The organism is Amycolatopsis halotolerans (genome assembly GCF_042647905.1).
Taxonomy (GTDB): Bacteria; Actinomycetota; Actinomycetes; order Mycobacteriales; family Pseudonocardiaceae; genus Amycolatopsis; species Amycolatopsis halotolerans.
The window spans coordinates 55,282-71,889 of record NZ_JBHRWI010000021.1; the positions used below are offsets into that span (position 1 = coordinate 55,282).

The 16,608-nt window shown below is 68.5% G+C and carries 18 protein-coding genes; 10 read left to right on the forward strand and 8 right to left on the reverse strand.

All coding sequences use genetic code 11. From position 1 onward, the window contains the following. Nucleotides 1-10 precede the first annotated feature (10 nt). Nucleotides 11-1,270 (reverse strand): ATP-binding protein, encoded by a 1,260-nt coding sequence (locus ACFORO_RS18400; protein ID WP_377874714.1) that lies wholly within the window; start codon nt 1,268-1,270, stop codon nt 11-13. 246 nt (nt 1,271-1,516) lie between these two features. Here ACFORO_RS18400 and ACFORO_RS18405 point away from each other — a divergent pair, with 246 nt between their 5' ends. From ACFORO_RS18405 to ACFORO_RS18430, 6 genes are all read left to right on the forward strand, one after another. Beyond that, nucleotides 1,517-2,974, forward strand: a complete 1,458-nt coding sequence (locus ACFORO_RS18405; protein ID WP_377874653.1) for a hypothetical protein — start codon at nt 1,517-1,519, stop codon at nt 2,972-2,974. 33 nt (nt 2,975-3,007) lie between these two features. Continuing rightward, entirely contained in the window at nt 3,008-3,505 is a 498-nt protein-coding gene (locus ACFORO_RS18410; RefSeq protein WP_377874655.1) for a hypothetical protein, read from the forward strand. After that, complete coding sequence (locus ACFORO_RS18415; RefSeq protein ID WP_377874657.1) at nt 3,502-4,062, forward strand: hypothetical protein; 561 nt, start codon at nt 3,502-3,504, stop codon at nt 4,060-4,062. Before ACFORO_RS18410 ends, ACFORO_RS18415 begins: the two co-directional genes overlap by 4 nt. 170 nt (nt 4,063-4,232) lie before the next feature. Next, nucleotides 4,233-4,772: a hypothetical protein gene (locus ACFORO_RS18420; RefSeq protein WP_377874659.1), complete on the forward strand. Its 540-nt coding sequence runs from the start codon at nt 4,233-4,235 to the stop codon at nt 4,770-4,772. 155 nt (nt 4,773-4,927) lie between these two features. After that, on the forward strand, nt 4,928-6,220 hold the full coding sequence (locus tag ACFORO_RS18425; RefSeq protein WP_377896594.1) for a PspC domain-containing protein: 1,293 nt from the start codon (nt 4,928-4,930) through the stop codon (nt 6,218-6,220). Then, nucleotides 6,213-6,443, forward strand: a complete 231-nt coding sequence (locus ACFORO_RS18430; protein WP_377874664.1) for a hypothetical protein — start codon at nt 6,213-6,215, stop codon at nt 6,441-6,443. Before ACFORO_RS18425 ends, ACFORO_RS18430 begins: the two co-directional genes overlap by 8 nt. A 43-nt stretch (nt 6,444-6,486) precedes the next feature. Here ACFORO_RS18430 and guaA read toward each other — a convergent pair whose 3' ends face one another. Beyond that, nucleotides 6,487-8,043, reverse strand: a complete 1,557-nt coding sequence (gene guaA, locus ACFORO_RS18435; protein ID WP_354742460.1) for a glutamine-hydrolyzing GMP synthase — start codon at nt 8,041-8,043, stop codon at nt 6,487-6,489. Between the two features lie 117 nt (nt 8,044-8,160). Between guaA and ACFORO_RS18440 the strand changes: the two genes are divergently transcribed. Then, nucleotides 8,161-8,706: a DinB family protein gene (locus ACFORO_RS18440; RefSeq protein ID WP_377874667.1), complete on the forward strand. Its 546-nt coding sequence runs from the start codon at nt 8,161-8,163 to the stop codon at nt 8,704-8,706. Here the strand turns inward: ACFORO_RS18440 and ACFORO_RS18445 are convergent. Then, complete coding sequence (locus ACFORO_RS18445) at nt 8,639-9,286, reverse strand: rhomboid family intramembrane serine protease (protein WP_377874670.1); 648 nt, start codon at nt 9,284-9,286, stop codon at nt 8,639-8,641. The two genes, ACFORO_RS18440 and ACFORO_RS18445, sit on opposite strands and share 68 nt — an antisense overlap. A 128-nt stretch (nt 9,287-9,414) precedes the next feature. Between ACFORO_RS18445 and ACFORO_RS18450 the strand changes: the two genes are divergently transcribed. Together ACFORO_RS18450 and ACFORO_RS18455 are read left to right on the forward strand one after the other, a co-directional pair. After that, a complete protein-coding gene (locus ACFORO_RS18450) occupies nt 9,415-10,860 on the forward strand; it encodes an aldehyde dehydrogenase family protein (RefSeq protein ID WP_377874673.1) in 1,446 nt (481 codons plus the stop codon). Between the two features lie 5 nt (nt 10,861-10,865). Further along, on the forward strand, nt 10,866-11,318 hold the full coding sequence (locus ACFORO_RS18455) for a GNAT family N-acetyltransferase (RefSeq protein WP_377874675.1): 453 nt from the start codon (nt 10,866-10,868) through the stop codon (nt 11,316-11,318). Here ACFORO_RS18455 and ACFORO_RS18460 read toward each other — a convergent pair. Continuing rightward, nucleotides 11,306-12,769: an FAD-dependent oxidoreductase gene (locus ACFORO_RS18460; protein WP_377874678.1), complete on the reverse strand. Its 1,464-nt coding sequence runs from the start codon at nt 12,767-12,769 to the stop codon at nt 11,306-11,308. The genes ACFORO_RS18455 and ACFORO_RS18460 overlap by 13 nt on opposite strands. Next, nucleotides 12,766-13,410: a TetR/AcrR family transcriptional regulator C-terminal domain-containing protein gene (locus ACFORO_RS18465; protein ID WP_377874681.1), complete on the reverse strand. Its 645-nt coding sequence runs from the start codon at nt 13,408-13,410 to the stop codon at nt 12,766-12,768. The genes ACFORO_RS18460 and ACFORO_RS18465 overlap by 4 nt, the downstream gene beginning before the upstream one ends. A 75-nt stretch (nt 13,411-13,485) precedes the next feature. On the opposite strand from ACFORO_RS18465, the gene ACFORO_RS18470 reads away from it, so the two are divergent. Beyond that, nucleotides 13,486-13,932: an ester cyclase gene (locus ACFORO_RS18470; protein WP_377874683.1), complete on the forward strand. Its 447-nt coding sequence runs from the start codon at nt 13,486-13,488 to the stop codon at nt 13,930-13,932. A 2-nt stretch (nt 13,933-13,934) separates the two neighbouring features. On the opposite strand, the gene ACFORO_RS18475 is transcribed toward ACFORO_RS18470, so the two are convergent. From ACFORO_RS18475 to ACFORO_RS18485, 3 genes are read right to left on the reverse strand one after another with little or no spacing between them, the layout of a single operon-like run. Continuing rightward, nucleotides 13,935-14,624, reverse strand: a complete 690-nt coding sequence (locus ACFORO_RS18475) for a maleylpyruvate isomerase family mycothiol-dependent enzyme (protein ID WP_377874685.1) — start codon at nt 14,622-14,624, stop codon at nt 13,935-13,937. A 15-nt stretch (nt 14,625-14,639) separates the two neighbouring features. Continuing rightward, entirely contained in the window at nt 14,640-16,346 is a 1,707-nt protein-coding gene (locus tag ACFORO_RS18480; RefSeq protein WP_377874688.1) for a GMC family oxidoreductase N-terminal domain-containing protein, read from the reverse strand. Between the two features lie 60 nt (nt 16,347-16,406). Then, a complete protein-coding gene (locus ACFORO_RS18485; RefSeq protein WP_377874690.1) occupies nt 16,407-16,589 on the reverse strand; it encodes a hypothetical protein in 183 nt (60 codons plus the stop codon). Nucleotides 16,590-16,608 lie beyond the last annotated feature (19 nt).

Here is a 16,608-nt window from a genome sequence, read left to right on the forward strand (position 1 = left end):
CATAGCGAGGTCACGCCACCCCTTTGCTCGCTTTCACCGGCATGGCGAGCTGGACCTCGGTGCCTTCGCCGGGCGCGGTGCGCAGCTTGCAGGTGCCGCCGTGGCGTTCCATCCGGCCGCGGATCGAGTCGGCGAGGCCGTGCCGGTCCGCGGGCACGACGTCCGGGTCGAAGCCCTTGCCGCGGTCGCGCACGAACACGGTGACCTCGGTGGGTTCGACCTCGGCGAACACGCTGACCTCGTCGACGCCCGCGTGCTTGGCCGCGTTGACGATCGCCTCGCGGGCCGCCTGCACGAGCGCGGTGAGCGGCGGGTTCAGCTCGGCGTCGCCGACCACGACCTGGCCGACCGAGATCGCGAACTGGTCCTCGACCTCGCCGCACGCCGCGGCGAGCGCCTCGGACAGCTGCTGGCGGGTGCCTTCTTCCTCTTCCTTGGTCCGCTTGTCGCTGGGTTTGCCGTAGCCGCCGGGGCCGTACAGCCAGCCGCGCAGCTCGCGCTCCTGGCCGCGGGCGAGGCGCGCGACCTCGGCGGGCTGGTCGGCCTGGCGCTGGATCAGCGCGAGGGTCTGCAGGACGGAGTCGTGCAGGTGCGCGGCGATCTCGGCGCGCTCGTCGGTGCGGATGCGGGCCTGGCGTTCCTCGCCGAGGTCGCGGACCAGCCGCAGCCAGAACGGAACGGTGAGGACGGCGACGCCGATCAGCGTCGCGAGCACCGCGATCAGGGCGAACTTGACCTGGTCGAAGTCGCCGCTGGCGAACACGACGAAGCCGATGCCGGTGGCCACCAGCGCGACCCCGGCGAGGATCCGGACGATCGCCGCGAGCCGTCCGCCCTCGCCGACCAGTCCGTCCCGGGCCCCGACGCGCCAGCGCCGCCGCTGCGACTCGTCCGCCTCCCGCCAGACGACCGCCGCACCGAGCGCGGCGAGCGCGAGCGGCACCGCGACCCAGCCGCGGATGGCGCCAGTAAGCGTGCTGCTGGCGATCGCGAGCCCGATGCCGAGCGCGATCAGCCCGTACGCCTGCTGCCGGTCGCGGGCCTTGGGCGCGATCTCGCTTTCCTCGGAACTCTGCGGCACGAACACCCAGAGCAGGCCGTACGCGAGCAGGCCGGCTCCGTTGAGTGCGGCCAGCAGCGCGAACACGACGCGGACCCAGACGACCGGAACCCCAAGGTGGTCCGCGAGCCCGCTCGCGACGCCCGCGACAGCCCGCCCGGAGCGCCGCCGGTACATCTTGGGCCGCGGTTCGGGTTCGGCGACCTCCATCGCCTGGGCGGACACGAGTGCCGAGGGCTCCTCTTCGGCCGAGGAAACCCGCCCTGAGGCACTGATGTCGAGAAAGTCCTGCACGAGGTCCATCGTCACACGCGGAAGCGGCGCGGACATCGGGGAAGGCCCTGATCAATTCCCCCGGATGGCCGGTCCGGGAAATTCGGCGAACCTCCCTGCCGCCCGCCGGGACTCGGTACCATGCAGGTGGCGAGTGATCACAGTGCGTACACGGGGGCGGAGATGACCGAGCAGCATCGCGCGGAGCACGTCGAGTCCGCGGGCGACTACTACGCCCGGACGCAGAACGTGAACCAGATCTTCTCCGTAGGAGTGGACTCGCCCGAGACGCGCGGAGCGACTGAGCGGGACGCCTCGCAGTACTCGGTCCAGCAGGGCCAGCAGCTGCTCCAGGGCCAGCAAACCCGCGGCGACGCGCCCGCGCCGGACGCGAATTACGCGTCGTACAGCCACGAAGACCTGCACAAAATGGTCAACGAGGGCTTGAACTTCGAGGGCATCAACGACCGCAGCCGCGTGACGAACACATACGGCAACTGGCTTGCGGAGGCGTCCAACCGGTTCCGCGACGCGGCAGACACCGCTGGAGCCGAGTGGCAGGGCACGGCCGCTGCGCAGGCGCATTCGTTCTTCCAGAGCACGGCGGACCATACGGAGAAAACCGGCAGCGCGATGCAGCTGGTGTCGAACCGCTACTCCCAGCAGTCCGCGGCGGCCGACTACGCGCACAAGAACATGCCGGAGCCGACTGGGTTCAATCAGAAGGCCGAAATGGCCAAGGCGACGGAGCAGCTCCAGAACGGCAACCCGTTGCAGGGCGTGATCGCGATGGGCGACGTGGCGGCCAAGCAGCAGCAGGCCGACGCCGCGCACCAGCAGGCGGTCCAGGTGATGCACGGGTTGGACACGACGTATCACGAGACGTCGACTACGCAGCCGGTCTATTCTCCGCCGCCGCAGATGAACAACGACAGCACCCATGCGAGCAGTGCTGCGCCGGTGACTGTCTCCGGTGGGACCTCTAACGGACCTTATGTCGGACCTGGTGGGCCGGGTCCGGTGACTGGCGGGCCTGGGAATGGGTTCACGGGCACGAATCCGCCGCTTGGCGGTCCCGCTCCGGTCACCTCCTTCCCGCCTGGGGGAGGCGGAAACCCTCCGGGCGTTCCCTACAGCCCTGGCCCGGGGATCAATACGGGCACTGGGCCGCTCAGCAACCCCGCGGTGTCAGGGGGCGGGAACAACCTGCGGACAACGCCGAGCATCGGTGGTCGTCTCTCTCCGGAGGGGCTCGCTTTGGGCGGAGGCGGTGTCAGCAATGCTGGAGAAGACACGCCGCGCAGCCGGTCAGGCGGCGGTGCTGGCCGGGGTGGCGCCGGTGGCCGAGTGACCGGCGGGACTGGCTCGGGCGGTTCCGGAAAGCCCGGTGAGTCCGGCGGCAAGGGTGCCGCCGAACGGCTTGAGCGCGGCGCTACGGCTGCCGCGAACGCTGGAAAGGGCGGGAAGCCCGGTGCGGCGGGAGCTGGCGCTGGCGCGGCGAGTGCGGGGAAGAAAAAGGAAGAGGACAAGGAACACAAGAACAAGATCCCGACGCAGATCGATCCGGACGAGGTCTTCGAGGTCAAGCCGGAACGAGGACCGGACGGAGAGAAGATCACTCCCCCGGTTCTCGGCGGCTGATCCCCCTCACTCGCGCAGATCTAGGAGCAACCGATGGCAGACATCGTCTGGGACAAGAAGTCTTCGACCGAAAGCTCACCCGCCGCGGGCACGGCGGGCAACGACTTCCTGGCCGGGCTGACCGAAGGCCCGGGGAGCCATGAGGCCGCGCAGAAGATGAAGACGGCCGGGAACACACTGAAGACGTTGGCGCAGAACGGGTCGTTCGCGGTGAATGAGGAGGGGTTCCACGCGTACATGGAGGCGTGCGACTTCTTTCTCAAAGGCTTCGACCCCATGCACTACAGCCTCGGACTCTTGGCGCAAAACGCCAAGATGGGCGGCTCTGAGTATGCAAATAAGGTGGCGAAATTCAACACGACCGTCGCCGACGGCAGGCCAGACTCAATGCTCCCCAATTTGCAGATAATGTATGAAGCAGTGCAAGTCGCCCGGGATGCAATGGACATTGCTCGCAAGAACTATCGCGAAACCGAAAGCGCGCACACCGTTTCCTTCCAGGAACTGAACAAGAAGCTGGACAATCAGTGACGAGGAAGAATAAATTCGCCGTCTTTGCCGGAGCCGCGCTTGCTTTCGCGACAGTCGCGGGTTGCGACAACTCTGTCAGCGGTGCACCGCAACCGAAGACCGCCCCTAGCACGTCGAGCTCTTCAGCAGCAAACGCGGGAAACCCTTTCGCATCGCTCGATCAATGCAAAATCCTCGACGAGATTCTCGCCGGGCAGGGCTACTCGCCGGCAACTCCTTCCGTCGCGGACTCCCAGCGAAGCTGCCAAGCACAGTTCACGTCCACTGCCCAGGACAAATTCTTCTCGATCACTGTCGGGATAGCGCTGCAGAACGGCCAGAAGTACACCGACAACATCCGGGATCCCAAGACCTCCCGCTCAGGGAAGCTCGGCGACCGGCCGTTTATCGAGCAACCGGAGCCACTGGGAATCGCCGGCGGGTGCCAAGTCGGAATGAGCGTCGGCCCCAACGCCCGCGCGCTGGTCATCGCCGCGTCCGGCACCGACACTGCAGGTGCCTGCAAAAAGGCCGAGCAAGTCGCCGTAGCCGTGGACCCGAAACTCCCGAAGAACTGACCGCAGTATCCAATGGCAGAGACCGAGCGAGACCCAGTCCGACAGCCCGAAGGACGCACGCGGCGCACACAGAGGGATGCCGTTGAACCAGCAAAAGAAGTCCTTGCCATTGCGCATTAATTGAACACACACGCAGTTCTTCGCTCAGCTGAACTGAAAACTGACAACCAATGGTCACAACGCGAACCTCTAGGCTCCTGGTTCTGCTCGGCGCGGGCGCGATCGCGCTGACTGCGTGCGACAAATCCGTCAACGGCAAAGCAGCTCCGAACGCACCAGCTTCTCCATCCGCCTCCACCGGAAACCCCTTCGCCGACCGGAACCAGTGCGCACTTCTTGATCAAATATTGAGCGGCACGGGCTATCCCAAGGCGAAATCTTCTATCGCACAAGAGCGAAAAGCCTGCGTCACTCAAAAGTCCAGCGGCGGCTTGAACGCGACCGACGTCGCACTTCTCCTGCAAGAGGACCAGCGCTATGACAGTGACATCAAGAACACCACACAAGCTCGCAGCGGAAGCCTCGGCGGCCGGAAGTTCATCGAAGATCCCGCCGAGTTGGGGTCGGCCGGCCAGTGCACGATATCCATGTCGGTTCAGACCGACTCTCGCGCGATCATCCTCGTGACCGGCGGCAAGGACACCGCTGCCTCCTGCAAAACCGCAGAGGACCTGGCGACCAAGCTGGACCCGCTCCTCCCCAAGGGCTGACCCTTCTCTCGCTGACTCACCGCGCTCCCGCCCGGAAGACGGAAGACTCGTGGCCAGACTCGGCGGACAGACGCCCAGCAAGGGACCGATCTCGGGGATAACCTCAGGGACCTTCCCCGATGTGCCGCCCCCAGCGGTCCAGCATGCTGTGAGGCATGAGTGGTGCGAACGACGTGCGGCCTCCCCGTACGAACCCCCTGAACGGGTTCGAGGAGACCGTCAAGGACTTCTGGGCCAGCAGGCCTCGGCGGCCGCACTCGGGGCGGAAGGTCGCGGGGGTCGCGGCCGGGCTGGGGGATCGCTACGGGATCGATCCGGTGGTGATTCGGGTCGCGTTGGCGGCGGCGACTGTTTTCGGGGGGTTCGGGCTGGTTCTTTACCTGCTCGGGTGGCTGTTCTTCCCCTCCGACGGCGACGAGGTCTCCGGCTTCGAGGCGTTGATCGGGCGCGGGCAGTCGACCATGACGAAGGCCTTCGCGGCCGTCTTGACTGTCGCGGTGATTCCGGTTGTCGGGTGGACCTTCGGCGGCGGCTGGTTCGACGGGGGCGGCCTGATCGGGTTCGCGTTGCTCGCCACGTGCCTTTATCTCCTGCATCGCACCCGCGGGCAGGACAACCGACCGGCGCCGGTCGTCGCGTTCGCGGCGGACGGAACCGCTTCCGGAACCGGAGCTTTCACGATGAACAGCGACACCCCGACTCCCGCGGCGGCGGCACCGGGCTGGGATCCGCTGGCCGCCGACCCGGCGGGCTGGGATCTGCCTGACCCGGCGGCACCGCCACCGCCGCCGCCTCCGAGCGGCGACTACAACGACTCCGCGCCGAGGCCGCCGCGGCGGCGGTCCAAGATCGGGGCCGCCACGCTCGGGGTGGCGGTGATCGTGGCCGGCATCGGGGTCGCGCTCTCGCTGAACGGGTTCGACTGGTTCTCGCTGCGGCACATCATCGGCATGACGCTCGCCGTGCTGGGCGTCGGGCTCGTGGCGGGTGCGTTCGCTCGCGGCGCCCGCGGCCTGATCGGGCTCGCGATTCCGCTCTCGATCGCCGGGATGGTGCTCACGACCAGCACCTTCGACAACCTCGACGTGCGCGGCGGCGTCGGCGACCTGACCGCGACCCCGCATACGGCGGCCGAGCTCCAGCCGGTCTACCGGCACACCGCGGGCACCATGAAGATCGACCTGACCCAGCTGGCCGCGAGCGAGCCAGTCGCCACCACGGTCTCCAACGGCGCCGGGAACACCGAGGTCATCGTGCCGCGCACCGCGGACGTGACCTTCACCTGCGAGAACAGCGCCGGCGAGGTCGACTGCCTGAACCGCACGTCCAACGGGGTCGGCCAGCCGGCCATCACCGGGACCGACAACGGCGACGACAACGTCGGCGGACAGAAGATCACGCTCCACGTCACCAACGGCGTGGGCCAGGTGGAGGTGCGCCGTGGCTGAGAACCCTTACTCCTACGACGAGCCCGAAGCCCCGGTCCGCCGCCGCGGGGTCGACTGGATCACGCTGATCGTCGGGGTCGCGACGCTGCTCGTGTCCGGCTACGTCCTCACCGACGGCTCCAGCTGGCTGCCCACCTTCGACTTCCGCTGGATCGTCGCGGGCGGGGCGGTGTTCTGCGGGATCCTGATGCTCGGCGCGTCATTCCGCAAACGACGGCCGTGAAACAAAAAACGGGGCCCGGAAGTCCGGGCCCCGTTTTTTCACGTCATTCCCACTCGATGGTGCCCGGCGGCTTGCTCGTCACGTCCAGCACCACGCGGTTGACCTCGGACACCTCGTTCGTGATCCGGGTCGAGATCCGCTCCAGCACCTCGTACGGCAGCCGCGTCCAGTCGGCGGTCATCGCGTCCTCCGACGACACCGGGCGCAGCACGATCGGGTGACCGTAGGTCCGGCCGTCGCCCTGGACGCCGACGCTGCGGACGTCCGCGAGCAGCACCACCGGGCACTGCCAGATCTCCTGGTCCAGCCCGGCCGCGGTGAGCTCCTCGCGGGCGATCGCGTCGGCCTCGCGCAGGGTCTCCAGCCGGTCCGCGGTCACCTCGCCGATGATCCGGATGCCGAGACCCGGCCCGGGGAACGGCTGGCGCTGCACGATCGTCTCCGGCAGCCCCAGTTCGAGCCCGACGCGGCGGACCTCGTCCTTGAACAGCAGCCGCAGCGGTTCGACCAGCTCGAACTGCAGGTCGTCCGGCAGGCCGCCGACGTTGTGGTGGCTCTTGATGTTCGCGGTGCCCTCGCCGCCGCCGGACTCGACGACGTCCGGGTACAGCGTGCCCTGCACGAGGAACCGGTAGTCGCCCTGTGCCTTGAGGTCGCGCTCGGCCTGCTCGAACACGCGGATGAACTCGCGGCCGATGATCTTGCGCTTCTGCTCCGGGTCGGTGACACCGGCGAGTGCGTTCAGGAACCGCTCGCGCGCGTCCACGGTCACCAGGTTGACGCCGGTCGCGGCCACGAAATCGCGTTCGACCTGGGTGCGCTCCCCCGCGCGCAGCAGCCCGTGGTCCACGAACACACAGGTCAGCCGGTCGCCGATGGCGCGCTGCACGAGCGCGGCCGCGACCGCGGAGTCGACGCCGCCGGACAGGCCGCAAATCGCCCGCCCGTCGCCGATCTGCGCGGCGACCTTGGCGACCTGATCGTCCACAATGGACGAAGTGGTCCAGCCGGACTGGACGCCGGCGATCTCGTACAGGAACCGGCGCAGCACCTCCTGGCCGTGCGGCGAGTGCGCCACCTCCGGGTGGTACTGCACGCCCGCGAAACGCCGTTCGACGTCCTCGAAACCGGCGACCTCGGCACCGTCGGAGCTGGCCGTGACGACCGAGCCCTCCGGGGCCTTGGTGACGCTGTCGTTGTGGCTCATCCACGCCGTCTGGTGGTCGGGGAGCCCGGTGTGCAGGACGCCGCCCTCGCCGACGATCCGCACGTCAGTGCGGCCGAACTCGCGCACGCCGGTCGGCTCGACGACGCCGCCGAGCGCGCGGGCGAGCAACTGGTGGCCGTAGCAGATGCCGAGGATCGGCACGCCGGCCTCGACCAGCTTCGGGTCCATCGCGGGAGCGCCCTCGGCGTACACGCTCGACGGGCCGCCGGACAGGATGATCGCGGACGGGTTCTTGGCGAGCAGCTCCTCGACGGTCGCGCTCGACGGCACGACCTCGGAGAAGACCTGCGCCTCGCGCACGCGGCGGGCGATCAGCTGCGCGTACTGCGCCCCGAAGTCCATGACGAGTACCGGACCGGTGGGAGTGGCCACCCAAGACCTCCAGGTATCAGCGCTTTTGCCACCATCGTCCCAGGTGGGCCCCGTCACGTCGGCAATGCCCCCGGAATGAGGACAGCCACCGTCCGCGAACCGGCTTACCGTGCCCGCATGACCAACGACTGGACCAACGAACTGGCCGAACAGCTCGACTGGCACTGGCAGCACCACGTGCGCCCGAAGCTGGAGGGGCTCACCGACGACGAGTACTTCTGGCAGCCGGTCGCGAACTGCTGGACCGTTCATCCCCGCACGAACGACGAACAACCCGGCACCGGCGACTTCACCATCGACTTCTCGTTCCCGGAGCCCACTCCCCCGCCGGTGACCACGATCGCGTGGCGGCTGGGCCACATCATCCCGGGCGTGCTGGCGATGCGCTCCGCCTCGCACTTCGGCGGGCCTCCGGCGTCCTATCAGGACTTCCCGTACGCGGGCACGGCCGACGAAGCGCTGAAGCAGCTCGACGACGCGTACGCGACGTGGATCGCCGGCGTACGCAGTCTCGACGCCGAAGCGTTGGCCCGTCCGTGCGGTCCGGCTGAAGGACCCTACGCAGAGCTGTCGATGGCCGCACTGGTCTTGCACATCAGCCGAGAGATGATCCATCACTGCGCGGAGATCCTGCTGCTGCGCGACCTTTACCGAAACCGCTGACCAGCAGTCCCAACGCGACCCCGAGCAGCGCGGGCATGCCGTGGTTGTCATGCAGCACTGTGTCGAGCACGGCGAGCGGCACGATCAGCAGCGCGGCGAGGTACAACCCCTGCGGTGGCTGGGCGGCGCGCGCTCGCAGCACGACCACGGCGAGCGCGCCGAGCAGCCCGGCGACGCACATCGAGTTGCCCGCGCCCACCGGATTCAGCCAGACGTAGCTGAGGCACTGGCCGAACAGCCCGCATCCGAAGTAGAGGACGAACCAGGAGACGCGGCCGAGGCACCATTCCGCAAGCGTGCCGACCACGGCGAGGGCGACCAGGTTGAAAATCCCGCCGAACAGCTTGCCGTCCTGGAAGAACATGCCGGTCAGCAGCCGCCACCACTCCCCGGCGTCGATCGCGGTGGCGTCGCGCTTGAAGCGGTCGAAGAGGGACGGGTCCGCCAGCTGGGCGATCAGCACGGCTGCGGTCACGAGGAACACCGCGCCGGTCAGCACCGGACGGCGCGGTGTTCCGACGCGGGCGAAGAAGGCCACCGCCGGGTTGGCGGACCAGCGAGAGGCAACCGAGTTGGTCATGCGCTGACGATATGGCGGCGGACCGCGGGAGACCCCCGACAAATGTCATCTCCGCGCCAGGACAGGTGCCACAAAAGAAGGACCTGGTCCGGCGTGCCGGGCCAGGTGGCGCCTAATACCTTGGGCGCATGGACACGATCACCCCACAGCCGCGGGCCGCGTGGATCGCCGGTCAGGCTGAGCAGGGCGCGAGCACCCTCGTGGTGCACCACCCGTTCGACGGCAGCGAAGTGGCGACGGTCGCGGTGCCCGGCGCGGACCAGGTCGAACGGGCGGTGGCCGCGGCGGCCGCGGTCGCGAAGGAGTTCCGGCGCACTCCCGCGCATCAGCGGGCGGCCGCGCTCGAGCACGTCTCGCGCGGGCTCGCGATGCGGGCCGAGGAACTCGCCGAGGTGATCACGGCCGAGAACGGCAAGCCGTTGAAGTGGGCCGAGGCCGAGGTGAAGCGGGCGATTTCGGTCTTCCGGATCGCGGCCGAGGAGGCGCGCCGGTTCAGCGGCGACGTGCAGCGGCTCGACGCCGACCCGTCCGGCGACGCCCGGCTCGCGCTGACCCGCCGGGTGCCGCGCGGTCCGGTGCTCGGGATCGCGCCGTTCAACTTCCCGCTGAATTTGGTGGCCCACAAGGTCGCACCCGCACTCGCGGTCGGCGCGCCGATCATCATCAAGCCCGCGCCGCGCACGCCGCTGTCGTCGCTGGTGCTCGGCGAACTGCTCGCCGAGACTGACCTGCCGGAGGGCGCGTTTTCCGTGCTGCCGTTGGGAAACGAGGCGACACAGGCGCTCGTCGCCGATCCGCGGCTGCCGGTCGTGTCGTTCACCGGATCCGGCCCGGTCGGCTGGTCGATCGCGGACGCGGCGGCGCGCAAACATGTGGTGCTCGAACTCGGTGGCAACGCGGCGGCAGTCGTGCTGCGGGATTGGCCGGACGTCGAGGGCGCTGCGCAGCGGATCGCGACGTTCGGCAACTACCAGGCGGGCCAGTCGTGCATCGCGGTGCAGCGGGTGATCGTGGACGCGGCGATCGCCGACGAGTTCGTGCCCGCGCTTACCGAGGCCGTCGAGGCACAGGCAACCGGCGATCCGTATGACCGCAACACTGACGTCGGCCCGGTCGTCGACGAGGCGGCTGCGGAGCGGATCATCGCGTGGGTAGAGGAAGCGGTGGCTGGTGGCGCGCGGGTGCTGACCGGCGGAACCCGTTCGGGCGCAACGGTTGCGCCGACTTTGCTGACTGACGTGCCCGCGGACGCCAAGGCTTGGTCGGAGGAAATCTTCGGGCCGGTGCTGGCGGTGTCCATTGTGGATGGTGTCGACGAGGCTTTTGCTTCGGTGAACGCGTCCGCGTACGGGCTGCAGGCCGGGGTGTTCACCAGCGACGTGCAGCTGGCCTTCCACGCGTCAGCGGAGTTGGAAGTCGGCGGCGTGATCATCGGCGACGTGCCGTCGTATCGCGCGGATCAGATGCCGTATGGCGGCGTGAAGGGTTCCGGCGTCGGCCGGGAGGGTGTGCTGTCGGCGATGAACGACCTGACCGAGGAGCGAGTCACGGTCTTCACGGGGGTCGACCTCTGACCACTGTGGACCTGCGACGGGCAACGGCCGCTGACGCACGCGACATCGCCGACGTGTGGCTGCGGTCGTTCACCGCCGCGCTGCCGACCGTCCGGCGCGCCCACGACGATGACGCGGCGCGTTGGTGGTTCGCGAATATCGTGGTGCCACAGCAGGAAACCTGGGTGGCGGTTGTCAAGTCCACTGTGGCCGGACTGCTCGTGCTCGACGGGTCAGAGCTGGCGCAGCTCTATCTCGACCTTCCGTGGCGCGGGCGCGGCATCGGCGCACAGCTGGTGGACTTGGCCAAACAGCTCCGTCCCGACGGGCTGACGTTGTGGACGTTCCAGATCAACGAGCCCGCGCAACGGTTTTACCGCCGACACGGTTTCGCCGCCGTCGAATACACCGACGGGCAGCGAAACGAAGAGCGCGAGCCAGACGTGCGTTACGTCTGGCCCGCGCCTCAGGCAGACTGAGCGAACTTGAGCACCCCGTTGGGGTCGTACTTCTTCGCCACCTGGTCCAGCCGGGCCGCGTTGTCGCCGTAGTAGGCCGACTTCCAGTCCGGCAGGTCCGGGTCGATGTAATTCACGTAGCCGCCGCGCGCGCCCGCGTCCGCCAGCCCGGCGACCACAGTGGACACTGACTTGCGCGCGCTCTCCTGGCTGCCTGCGGTGGCCGGGGCGTAGACCTGGATGCTGGCCAGCGCTTTCCGGTGCGGGAACGCCGTGTCCGCCGGCGCGATATCTCCGACCGCACCGCCGAGGCCGTCGATGAGCAGGTCCATTCCCTTGTGCCCGGACGCGAGATCGGCGATCTTCCCGCCGTCGACCGGATCGGTGATGATCCGCGACGACGCCACGAAAGTCTGCCGTTCCGAGCTGCCGGAGAAGTAGTTCATCGCCGCGCCGTAGCCGAGGGTCTTCATCGTGCGACTGGACGGTGACACCGACAGTCCGCTGAGCGCCGACGTCAGGCCCGCCGAACCGCCCACGAACGCCCCGCCGATCCGGCACGCCCCGCTCGGACCGCCGGAAACCACGCAGTTCGACCACAATTCGGGCGGAGCGCTCGGCAGCCAGCGCTGCCACGCGTCGACCACGTCGCCCGCCGAACCGGACTGGAACTTCAGCGAGAACACGGTGACGGTCGGCGCTTCCACGGTGCTGAAGGTGAACGACGTGACCACGCCGAAGTTTCCGCCCCCGCCGCCGCGCAGCGCCCAGAACAAGTCGTCGTCCGCTTGCGCGCTCACTGTGCGCAGTTTGCCGTCCGGCGTGACGATCTGCGCGGACTGCAGCCGGTCGCACGTCAAACCGTATTTACGGGTCAATACGCCGATTCCGCCGCCGAGCGCGAGTCCGGCGATGCCGACCGTCGGGCACGAACCCGCTGGCAGGCAACGACCCGCCTTCGCCAGCTCCGAATAGACATCGCCGAGTTTCGCGCCCGCACCGATCACCACCTGGTCACCCTGAATGTCCACACCAGCCATACCGCCGACGTCGACGACCAACCCGCCGTCCGGCGCGGAATACCCGGCATAGCTGTGTCCACCGCTGCGCGCGGCGAGCGGGATCCGGCCGCCAGCCGCTTCAACGCACGCCTGCACGTCCTCCGGCTTCGTGCATTTCGCGACCGCCGCTGGATTCTGCCCGTCGAAAAGCGGGTTGAACGCACGTTTCGCGGTGGCGAATCCGCCGTCGCTGGGCAGCACCAAGTCCCCGGAGAGCTTGCCGCGCAACGCGTTCCAGTCCGGCGGCCCGGACGGCTTCGAACTGGTGCTCGGCGGCACGGTCGCTCTCGACGTCGGGCTGGTCTGCGGCACCGACGGCCCCGGTTTCGCCGTGCACGCCGCGGCCACCGCGCCGACCGCCGTCAATCCGGCGGCGCGCAAAAACGTCCTTCTCCCGACTGTCATGTTCATTCAGACGCCTCAGACCTCAGGTCGGTTGCGAAAAGTCCGGTCAGCAATGCCTCGAGGGCGAATTCGAACCGCTCGTCGTGCCGGGCCCCGTCCCGCAGCGCTTGCGCGAGCAGCGGAAAGCGGTCCGCGGCAAGGTGCCCCAGACTGTCCACATCGGACTGGGCACCGGGCGCGCGACCGGCCTCGGCGAGCGTGTGCCCGAGCACGAAGGTCATCACGGCGTTCACTATGTCCAGCCCGCGGGCCGGCGGCAGCTCGAGCAGCCGCAACGCGGTTTCGATCACCTGCAGCGAGTCCGGGCTGACCGCGGGGCGGGTCGCGGCGAGCGGCAACACGCCCGGATGCGCGAGCAACTGCCCCCGGTACGCCCGCGCCACCCGGCCCAGCCACTGCTGCCCGCGCTCGCCGCACTCCGGCTCGATCCCGGCCAGCGCCGAGACCAGCCGGTCGATCAGGGCGTCGAACAGCGCTTCCTTGTTCGGCACGTAGTGGTAGAGCGTCATCGCCTCCACGCCGAGTTCCGCGCCGAGCTTGCGCATGGACAACGCGGCGATGCCGTGCGCGTCCACGAACGCGAGCGCGGCGTCCACGACCCGCTCCCTGGTCAGCCCGGCGCGCGGCCGGGCCCTCCGATCGGACACTGGTCCCCCTTGACGTTTCTTACGGCGTAAGGTACCACTGTCCTCGTCTCTTACATCGTAAGAATCGAGGAAGCGATGACTGGCCCCAAGACCGTCCTGCGGCAGTTCCTTTCGATCGTCAACGGCCACGACCTCAGCGAACTGGACACCGTGGTGGCCGACGACGTGACCGAATCCGGCCCCGTCGTGGTCGACGCGCCGACCGGCGGACTCGCCGCCTTCCGCACCGGCTGGACGCAGCTGCTGACCGCGTTCCCGGATCTGCACGTGAATCTCGATTCGGTGCTCGCCGAAGGCGATCGGGCGGCGGCCACGGTGACGCTCACCGCCACCAACACCGGCTACTACCGCAGAGGCTTCGCGACCGGCAAAAGCGGAACGTGGCGCGGTTTCGTCCTGGCGCGGGTGACCGACGGCCGGATCTCCGAACTCGACATCCAGACCGACCGGCTCGCCATCCTGCAGCAGCTGGGCATCGTCGGCGACGACGACGAACTCGCGGCCGCCCGGCAATCCGGTTGAAATCAGAGCAGCGGAGCCATTTCCGGCACCGGCCCGGAAAGCACCGAACCCTCGCCGCGCCCGGTCAGCCAAGCCAGCACCGTCCCCGGCGTCCCGGTCACGAGATCGCCGCCCTCGCCGAAAGTCCAGGTACGGACGCCATCGGCAAGGCGGAACGAAGGCAACGGACGCGGACACATCCGAATCAGCGTGGCAACCACCGCGTCGAGATGCTCGCCGAGAAGCGCGGTGGCGCTGTCGAAATCATGGCCAGCGTCAAGGTCGACCAGGTGAATCGTGGTCTCGGACAGCCGCAGCGTCAGCACGTCCGCGCCGGTCAGCTCTCCGCCGTGCCGGTGCCGGACGCGCGCTGACCAAGTCTCGTCCGACAGCCGCGCGGCGTGGTCCGTCAACCGCTTCCCGGACGCCACCAGGTCGGCCACGATGTCCGCCGGAGGGCGACCGGCACCGGCCTCGATGTCGTCGTCCCGGGCATTGCCGGGACCGTACATCGACCGCTCGACCCCGGTTTCCGCCCAGGTCAACAGGTTCCCGAGGGCGTCCGCGTTGCGCGCGAGGTGGGTGAGCAGATGCGCGCGCGTCCAGCCGGGCAGCGCGCTCGGCTCGGCGAACGCCGCCTCCGGCATCGCCTCGGCGATTCGTGCCCATTCGTCGTGCAGTTCCCGGATCCGGTCCAGCGCCGCAGTCGTCACCCGGACGATCTTAGGTCAGCGGCGCAGTGCCGCGGGCGCGTTCGCCGGAACCGCCGGGTTCTTCGGCGCGACCGGCTCCATCCGGGCGTACCCGCTGGTCTGTTCGGGCCGCTCGTCGGCCTCGCCCTTGTTGGGCCAGAACGAAAACGCCCGCTCCGCCTGCGCGGCGATGGTGAGCGACGGGTTCACGCCGAGGTTCGCGGTGATCGCCGAACCGTCCACAACGGACAATCCGGGATAGCCGTAAACCCGGTGGTACGGATCGATGACGCCGCTGTCGGCGCTGTCGCCGATCGGCACGCCGCCGATGAAGTGCGCGGTGAGCGGAATGTCGAAAACCTCGCCCCAGGTGCCGCCCGGCATGCCGCCGATCCGTTCCGCGGTAAGGACATTCGCCTCGTGCCCAGCCGGGATGAAGCTCGGGTTCGGCTCGCCGTGGCCCTGTTTCGACGTGTACTTCCGCCGTCCGAACAGGCCGGGTCGCGTGTAGGTGGTGATGGAGTTGTCGAGGCTCTGCATCACCAGCAGAATCACCGTGCGCTCGCTCCACCGGTACGCGTTCAGCAGTTTCGCCGACTGCACCGGGTGCCTGACCAGGAACGTGAGCGCCTGCCGCCAGCGCGGAACGGTCGAAGAACCGTCAGTGGCCACGGTTTGCAGCAGGCTCATCGCGTTGCTGCCCTTGCCGTAACGCACCGGTTCGATATGCGTGTTTTCGTCCGGATGGATCGACGAGGTAATCGCGACGCCGCGGCTGAAGTCTCGTTCGGAGTCCACAGTGGTCCGCGCCGCGCCGATGATGGCCTCGGAGTTCGTCCGGGTGAGCTCGCCGAGCTTGCCGGACAACTTCGGCAGCGCGGCCGTGTCCTTCATGCGGTGCAACAGGTTCTGCGTACCCCAGGTGCCAGCCGCGAACACCACCTGCGACGCCGTGACCGTGGTCCGGAAACGCCGCGAACGGGTTCCGGTCTTCTGCAACGTGATCGCGTAACCGTTGCTGCGCGGGCTCACCGACGTCACCGTGGTCAGCGGAATGACCTTCGCGCCGTCCTTTTCCGCGAGGTACAGATAGTTCTTCACCAGCGTGTTCTTCGCGCCGACGCGACAACCGGTCATGCACGAACCGCATTCGGTGCACCCGACCCGATCCGGCCCGGCTCCGCCGAAGAACGGGTCCTTCACCGTCTCGCCCGGCTTGCCGAAGTACACCCCGACCGGCGTGGCGTGGAACGAATCCTCGACGCCCATGTCCTTCGCGACGTCCCGCATCACCACGTCCGACGGCGTGATCGTCGGGTTCGTGACAACGCCGAGCATGCGGCTGGCCTGGTCGTAGTGCGGCGCGAGTTCGCTTTCCCAGTCGGTGATGTGCGCCCACTGCCGGTCTTGGTAGAACGGCTTGAGCGGCCGGTACAGCGTGTTCGCGTACACCAGCGAACCGCCGCCGACGCCGGCGCCGGCCAGCACCATCACGTCGTTGAGCATGTGGATGCGCTGGATGCCGTAACAGCCGAGCTGCGGGGCCCAGAGGTAGCGCTTGAGATCCCAGGACGTCTTGGCGAACTCGTCGTCGGCGAACCTCCGGCCCGCCTCGACCACCGCGACGCGGTAGCCCTTCTCGGTCAGCCGCAACGCCGCGACGCTGCCGCCGAACCCCGACCCGACGACGAGGACGTCGTAGTCGGGTTCTTGCCGCGCGGTGGTGGTGTTACTGGCAGTCACAGGAAAGAGGGTAACCCCCGGGAAGCCGCCAGGCCAGAGTTAAGTTACTCGCGAGTTACCTCAGCGGGTCTTGCGCCGCGGCGCGAACCGGAACAGCTCGCCGAGCGCTCGGATGATGGCGGGCCGCTCCGCCGGTTTCGTCCCGCGCAACGCCACGACCAGCGCGAGCAACCGGACCAGCAGGCTCCCCGCCACGATCCCGCCGAGCCACCAGGCCGACGCGGACTCCCCCAGCAGTGCCATCCGCTCACCCTTCAGGTGC

Bases quoted from the DNA above. Each gene is read 5' to 3' on its own strand.
- ACFORO_RS18445 (WP_377874670.1), bottom strand. From the start codon at position 9,286: ATGACCAACTCGGTTGCCTCTCGCTGGTCCGCCAACCCGGCGGTGGCC.
- ACFORO_RS18450 (WP_377874673.1), top strand. From the start codon at position 9,415: ATGGACACGATCACCCCACAGCCGCGGGCCGCGTGGATCGCCGGTCAG.
- ACFORO_RS18420 (WP_377874659.1), top strand. From the start codon at position 4,233: ATGGTCACAACGCGAACCTCTAGGCTCCTGGTTCTGCTCGGCGCGGGC.
- ACFORO_RS18410 (WP_377874655.1), top strand. From the start codon at position 3,008: ATGGCAGACATCGTCTGGGACAAGAAGTCTTCGACCGAAAGCTCACCC.
- ACFORO_RS18485 (WP_377874690.1), bottom strand. From the start codon at position 16,589: ATGGCACTGCTGGGGGAGTCCGCGTCGGCCTGGTGGCTCGGCGGGATC.
- ACFORO_RS18425 (WP_377896594.1), top strand. From the start codon at position 4,928: ATGAGTGGTGCGAACGACGTGCGGCCTCCCCGTACGAACCCCCTGAAC.
- ACFORO_RS18405 (WP_377874653.1), top strand. From the start codon at position 1,517: ATGACCGAGCAGCATCGCGCGGAGCACGTCGAGTCCGCGGGCGACTAC.
- ACFORO_RS18470 (WP_377874683.1), top strand. From the start codon at position 13,486: ATGACTGGCCCCAAGACCGTCCTGCGGCAGTTCCTTTCGATCGTCAAC.
- ACFORO_RS18440 (WP_377874667.1), top strand. From the start codon at position 8,161: ATGACCAACGACTGGACCAACGAACTGGCCGAACAGCTCGACTGGCAC.
- ACFORO_RS18460 (WP_377874678.1), bottom strand. From the start codon at position 12,769: ATGAACATGACAGTCGGGAGAAGGACGTTTTTGCGCGCCGCCGGATTG.
- ACFORO_RS18400 (WP_377874714.1), bottom strand. From the start codon at position 1,270: ATGGAGGTCGCCGAACCCGAACCGCGGCCCAAGATGTACCGGCGGCGC.